Source organism: Escherichia sp. MOD1-EC7003 (assembly GCF_002965065.1).
GTDB lineage: Bacteria > Pseudomonadota > Gammaproteobacteria > Enterobacterales > Enterobacteriaceae > Escherichia.
In genome coordinates this window covers 1-3,843 of the sequence record NZ_PTRE01000128.1, presented here as the reverse complement: position 1 = coordinate 3,843, position 3,843 = coordinate 1, and the positions used below count along the sequence as shown (strand labels likewise).

5 protein-coding genes and 1 pseudogene are annotated in these 3,843 nt (G+C 40.4%); 2 read left to right on the top strand and 4 right to left on the bottom strand.

Annotated features, from left to right (window positions below; genetic code table 11):
* Positions 1 to 154 (top strand): annotated as a pseudogene (locus A7090_RS26210) (secretion protein EspT); the annotation flags it as partial.
* 775 nt (positions 155 to 929) lie between these two features.
* Here the strand turns inward: A7090_RS26210 and A7090_RS26205 are convergent.
* The 3 genes from A7090_RS26205 to A7090_RS19715 form a co-directional block, all read right to left on the bottom strand.
* Positions 930 to 1,133 (bottom strand): hypothetical protein, encoded by a 204-nt coding sequence (locus tag A7090_RS26205; RefSeq protein WP_198599597.1) that lies wholly within the window; start codon positions 1,131 to 1,133, stop codon positions 930 to 932.
* Positions 1,134 to 1,488: 355 nt separating this feature from the next.
* On the bottom strand, positions 1,489 to 1,761 hold the full coding sequence (locus tag A7090_RS19720; RefSeq protein WP_240246613.1) for a hypothetical protein: 273 nt from the start codon (positions 1,759 to 1,761) through the stop codon (positions 1,489 to 1,491).
* 469 nt (positions 1,762 to 2,230) lie between these two features.
* On the bottom strand, positions 2,231 to 2,818 hold the full coding sequence (locus A7090_RS19715) for a bfpT-regulated chaperone (RefSeq protein ID WP_105275279.1): 588 nt from the start codon (positions 2,816 to 2,818) through the stop codon (positions 2,231 to 2,233).
* Between the two features lie 169 nt (positions 2,819 to 2,987).
* Here A7090_RS19715 and A7090_RS19710 point away from each other — a divergent pair, with 169 nt between their 5' ends.
* Positions 2,988 to 3,629: a T3SS effector NleG family protein gene (locus A7090_RS19710; RefSeq protein ID WP_105275278.1), complete on the top strand. Its 642-nt coding sequence runs from the start codon at positions 2,988 to 2,990 to the stop codon at positions 3,627 to 3,629.
* 138 nt (positions 3,630 to 3,767) lie between these two features.
* On the opposite strand, the gene A7090_RS27335 is transcribed toward A7090_RS19710, so the two are convergent.
* The coding region (locus A7090_RS27335; RefSeq protein ID WP_431602885.1) for a hypothetical protein at positions 3,768 to 3,843 on the bottom strand (76 nt) is incomplete at its 5' end.

Sequence of the window (3,843 nt, the reverse complement as noted above, 5' to 3'; positions counted from 1 at the left end):
GGATGTCAGAAATCAGTGCATTCGTACAGCTTTAAGCAGCCTTGCGGATACTTTTTTTGAGAACAATGTTAACAATATTGATATGAATCAATTCCGTGACAGAGTTCATGACACTATTGTGCAGGAGATACAGAGAACTTCAAAATATGTTTAATTGCGGTGATGTATTTAATTTTTTTCTATTTAAAATTTCAGGATGAAAATAAAAATGAATTTTTAGTGTTTTTTTGTTTTTTTTAATTACCTTGGTGCTGTGGATTATACATCACGCTATTGTTTATAGCATGGCCATGAGGTATTCTTGTGTTTATAGGGATGTTTATTTTTTTTATAGGAGTGAGCTGATATGTCTTTCGTTAGTTTTTTGGGTAGTCGCGCCATGAATCTGAGCCCGGTTTTTATACAATCTGTTCAGAAGACGGCTGTTGAGGTAGGATGTGCATGCATAAAGGTTAATGGGCACAAGTATAACGTTTCTCATGTTCCATCCTTGGGGGGATTCTGTGTTCAGTCTGCAGACAAGGGGGGGTTCTTTGGGCGTTTATTAGGAGGTCATCGTGGACTCGAGGGCAGAATTTCCGCCTTGGAGCTGGCGTTAAACAAAAACCAAGACCCAATAAAAGCACATAATGACTACACAAATAAAATTTTTGAAAGCAGTGTATAATTGGTATCGAAAGAAATCCCGGTATTCCTGAAAGAGCTGAGAAATATAATTTGTGCCCGGACTTTTTGGTGTTGCTCCGGGGGTTGAATTCAATGAGCGCAATGACAGGCCAGTATGTGCTGGCCTGGATGACTGTATCTGATGATCACTGCGGCCTTATTTCCGTAGGGAAGGGGCTGAACAGATTTTCGGACTTTGGATGTTATCTCTTCGTCTGTCTCCATAATAAAAAGAGCAACATTACAGCAGGCGTTAGTGTTTATTATTTTTCGGGCTCAATACTTTTCTTTATATCGTGGTGTAAATCACGATTTTTTTGTTGACTGAAAGAAGTAAAATAAACCTGATAATGAAATGCTTCGTCAGCCGTTGTCCTCGGGGGTCGTGTGCGCAGCTGCACGCCATTCTCAGGCGAACCGATGGCCACCGTAGCTGTCACATTGATGATACGGATGTGCTTCTCCATATATACTCTAAATAATTCGAGTTGCAGGAAGGCGGCAAGCGAGTGGATCCCCTGGAGCTTACATAAGTAAGTGACTGGGGGGAGCGAACGCAGTCGCAGCACATGCAACTTGAAGTATGACGAGTATACACCATATTATCGGATAGTTGCCCACATATGGCTATCGTCGGATATCGCCTCCGTTTTGCAGACAGACAGGAATTAATGGCAGACTGTGCTCAACTCTGTGGCATGATAAAAAATGTAAACGTCATCGAAAACACCCGAAGCCATCTGGTTAACGCACAAACAATAGTCTGCCATTATTTTCGGTTAGTGTTTGATTATTAATTAGAGTGATAATCAGGCGATTAGTTTAGTAACCACCATGCCAGGAATGAAGTGAAGAGTCATTCATGGGTTTAGGGATTAATGGCTCGCTTAGATTAGGTTTATTTGGGGAAGGACGATCATTTTCAGAGCCATTTGCATGTCCGCATGCAGGAAGTCCCAACCAGGCATCAATAGCACATCCAATAGATGCGCCAATCTCACCAGATGTATATCCTGGATAATTGTTCATATCTGCATGTGCTTGCCCGGCAGTTAAAGATAAAGCGATACTTAACACACATAATGTTTTTTTCATAGATTACACTCAAGTGTAAGTATTGTTCCGATTAACCCAAGAAAGAATAGACGGAAAAAATATTTCAAGATAATTTTTTTGTATATATACTTTAACCATTTTCATCCCATGCTGTAAGGCTGTTGATAAAGATTGTACGCGCGGTTCTTGCCTTATTGTAATCTATAACGTGTAAACACATTATACAATTAATATAATTGATTGTTTCTGTTGTAATTGGTATTACTTAATGGTTTTGTTATTTTTTAACATGGTTAAAAACGGGTGTTTTGTGTTCTTTTAAAATGAAATATTATTAATTTGGATAAAACAGCAGCAGGTGCTTTTGGGGCAAGCAAAATTTCATTTACCTATGCCTGGCAGGAACAAAGTGTAATATGTCAGTCTGAAACTGGGAGGGGCATGATTTGTATATGGATAAAACATGATTGCAGGAAGAACACCTGTTAGTTGTGTTCTTCCTGTGGCATTATTTTGCCATCATGGTACGTGCCTGGAAAATATAGCATCCTACCTCATTCTGCAATCTTTTTATGTCGATGTCCTTATTAATTTTTGTCTCAAAAAATTTGTCTGCCAGGTGATTTGCCAGCATATCTGTGAGCTTATTCTTCTCACCTCTAGGCATACCCTTACAAAGGTAGGCTGTTTTTTCACCAAACAAACCGCTTCCATTTATAATATGAGTTATAGAGCTTTGCGCTGCATTAGGATCTAATTTGATTCCAAGGTCATCCGATATCAGAGTAAAAACTCTTTGTCGCACAGGGCCCGTCATCTTCGTGTTATTTTCAGCGCAAAACTTATCAATTCCTATATTGACTAAACGTGAGGGATAAACTATTCCTTCATCTTTTTTCCATGCTAAAAGATCTTTAGTGCTCTGCCGGGCGACCGTATTCAGAATATGTTTATTCATCTGGTCCACAGAGAAACGGATGGTTCTGCTCCCCATTGAGTATTGCAGAATATCTTCCTTCTTACCCAAGATGGAGGATTTCCTAAAAGAAGTGCACCCTAAAGAACTGATAGAGCTTCCTGATATATCCGCTGGCATAGTAATTCCTTTTATTTGTTTGTATTTACAATATAGCAAGCTTATGGTTATTTTATCAGTCAATAGTCATTACGTAAAGGATGATGTAGTGCTCCCACTTCATTTGATTCGTTTCTTGTATTCATTATTGTTTTTTTTGTGGTGGTAATGATTTTAAAAAGGAAAACAAATGCCTGTTATGTTAAATCTCTCAAATGGATGGATGTTGCCAGAAAGTGAACTGGAGGCGTTACGTAATGTAGCAAGAAGCAATCAGAGTGATACACTTTTGGCTGGAGGCCGTCGTTTTCGACTTCATAATATTTCATTTATGGACGGATTTAGTGTAGAGCCCATTCCTGGCGGTTTTCTGGAGCGTATTGGGGAGCGGACGCATCGTCAACTCGCAGACAGTCTGGAGAGGCAGCTCAACGGAGGGAACTCTTTTCTGCAGGCATTCAGTCTGTATATGGATCAAACTCGCTCAGCTTCATCTTTGCCGGAAAATGTCAGAGATGAAGTTCAGAGCAAAGTTAACGCTTCTGCATTTTCCGTTAATCCAGATGACTTTCCCTGCAGTGAGCAGTATCTGAGGTGTCCGATAACCCTGTGTACCCCGGAAGACGGGGTTTTTGTCAAAAATGCACAGAACTCAAATGTTTGTTCTTTATACGATAAAAACGCCCTGACTGAAATTCTCCGGCGCAATGCTACACATCCACTCAGTCGTGAAGATTTTTCCCCGGAAATGATAGTCCTCAAAGAGGAATGCAATTTTAGTACGGCAAAACAATGCTTCTGCGTACACTCCGGGCTGGATACGCGTCTCTGAGTGAATTCAACTACAGGAAACACCATTTTATTAGCCGGTACCCTGCGTGTTCATGGCGTGTGACTAGTCCTGATATAAGTTGACGCTTTTCTGTCTGTAAAAAGGCCTGCCGGATGGCAGGCCAGATTTAAACGTCTGTCAGAAAGAATATCGGAAGTTGGCGTTTATCGCATTATCCACGTTATATTTCCCGAACGCCGATTTCTCCAGCTCC

What these genes read in the sequence shown, in the direction of transcription:
- A7090_RS26205 (WP_198599597.1), bottom strand. Translation starts at nt 1,133, where the DNA reads ATGGAGAAGCACATCCGTATCATCAATGTGACAGCTACGGTGGCCATC.
- A7090_RS19720 (WP_240246613.1), bottom strand. Translation starts at nt 1,761, where the DNA reads ATGAAAAAAACATTATGTGTGTTAAGTATCGCTTTATCTTTAACTGCC.
- A7090_RS19715 (WP_105275279.1), bottom strand. Translation starts at nt 2,818, where the DNA reads ATGCCAGCGGATATATCAGGAAGCTCTATCAGTTCTTTAGGGTGCACT.
- A7090_RS19710 (WP_105275278.1), top strand. Translation starts at nt 2,988, where the DNA reads ATGCCTGTTATGTTAAATCTCTCAAATGGATGGATGTTGCCAGAAAGT.